We start from the raw sequence: 1580 nt of genomic DNA on the forward strand, positions 1-1580 counted from the left end.
GTGCAAGCACGCTGCAATTTATTGGGCTTTGACTGTGGCACAGTTGATGGCGTTAACGGCGCAAAAACTAAAGCCGGTGTGAGGGATTTTCAATACGAGCACGACCTTGAAGTAGATGGAATTGCAGGGAAGAAAACCAAAGCAAAATTACAGCAAGTATTTGGGAGCTAATATGAGTGTTTCACAGTGCATGCCAATGCAAGTTAATAATAGAAATAAAAAGTATATTACAGAGCCAAAAATCACCTTTGCATACCAGTTAAATTTAACTAAATCATCGGCTAAACCAATAAACCCGCTCAATGAGAAAGTTATTCTTGAGCATGTTGAAAGCTGTTGGCGCCAAGAATGCTCTGTAGGTGATCGACGTATTGTAGATACAGATTGGGTTCGGCTCACGTTTAAAAAAATTCCCACCGAAGGTACTTTTAATTTAATACAAGATCCAGATGACGGGGCTGAGCCTTTTTATATCTTTGAACGAGTGCCTTATACACAGTTGAGTGGTCAAACACCGCAAGCAGAATTAATGCCAAGCATTAATATAGATGATGAATGAATTTATTATAAATAACATAGATTTATAAGATAAATCTATTAATAAATTCACACCATATATACTAGGATTACCCATGTCATTAATCTCAGAAAACACAGCCCGATTTAAACCGCTTTTACACAGCATAACGAATATAAAGGCGTTTAGTAAAAGCGCGCGAAGCAGCGCCATGATATTACTAAGTATTACTACATTGCTATTAACTGCGTGTGGCGGTGAAGTTAAACCACCAGAAAAACAAACGGCTGAACAAGAACAGCCCAGCCGATTTAGTAAAGATAAAATGGCGTATCGCCACACATACCACTCTGAATGGCCTAAAGAGGTGCGCAATGAGGTGTATGGCGATGAAGAAACGTTTTCAACTCCGCGTATTTTATTTAGAGCTGAGGTTGAGTGGATAGGTATAGAAACGTTGTTTTCAGCGCGCATGGATGGCTCTGACAGGCGTAGGATTATTCCAGAAAGCGTATTTACGGAAGAATATGGTCGATGGTCATAAACCGGTGCGTTCGCCAGATAATCGGTATATCGCAATATCAATGTACAACAATGAACTTGGCTACACACGTGAGCTTTGGGATACTAAAACCCAGCAGTTTATTTTTATGAGCGAAGGCTATGGCTATGCCCATTTTAATTGGACCAAAGACAGTGAAAATGTGATTTTTTACGCCAGTGGTAAGCATTATAACTACCACGTACCCACTAAAACACTTACTGAGCGGCCAATTATTTACTCTAATGGCTTGTTTTTATTGCCAGATGGCAAAACCTTTTTAGCCGATAAAAAAAATAAATACTGGTTACATGACTTTAATGGCGATGTGATAGAAAAAGTCGATTTAGGTTTTAACACTCAATTTACGATGAAGTATTTAAAAGTATCCCCTTTTGGCGATTATATTTATTTTTTATCAGAAGGTCTTGGGGCGTCGCAAAATTACTGGATTAACTTATCGGACCCCAGTAAGCGCATTATATCACCAAGAAAAGCAGATACTTATTTTTTCTCAGATAA

General features: G+C 38.5%; 3 protein-coding genes and 1 pseudogene. All 4 read left to right on the forward strand.

The window, feature by feature from the left end:
* Positions 1-171 (forward strand): peptidoglycan-binding protein (locus H5158_RS22425; RefSeq protein ID WP_182740953.1); only part of this gene is annotated, 171 nt, incomplete at its 5' end.
* Between the two features lies 1 nt (position 172).
* The gene (locus H5158_RS22430; protein ID WP_182719727.1) at positions 173-559 is read left to right on the forward strand and encodes a hypothetical protein; all 387 of its coding nucleotides are present in this window, start codon (positions 173-175) and stop codon (positions 557-559) included.
* Positions 560-632: 73 nt separating this feature from the next.
* Positions 633-1061 carry a hypothetical protein gene (locus tag H5158_RS23550; RefSeq protein ID WP_259399481.1) on the forward strand — a complete coding sequence of 143 codons (429 nt, stop codon included), beginning with the start codon at positions 633-635 and terminating at the stop codon, positions 1059-1061.
* Positions 1045-1580, forward strand: a pseudogene (locus H5158_RS23555) (hypothetical protein); the annotation flags it as partial. The gene H5158_RS23550 and the pseudogene H5158_RS23555, both read left to right, overlap by 17 nt.

Origin of the sequence: Pseudoalteromonas sp. SR45-6 (assembly GCF_014163545.1) — a bacterium.
Lineage (GTDB): Bacteria > Pseudomonadota > Gammaproteobacteria > Enterobacterales > Alteromonadaceae > Pseudoalteromonas > Pseudoalteromonas rhizosphaerae.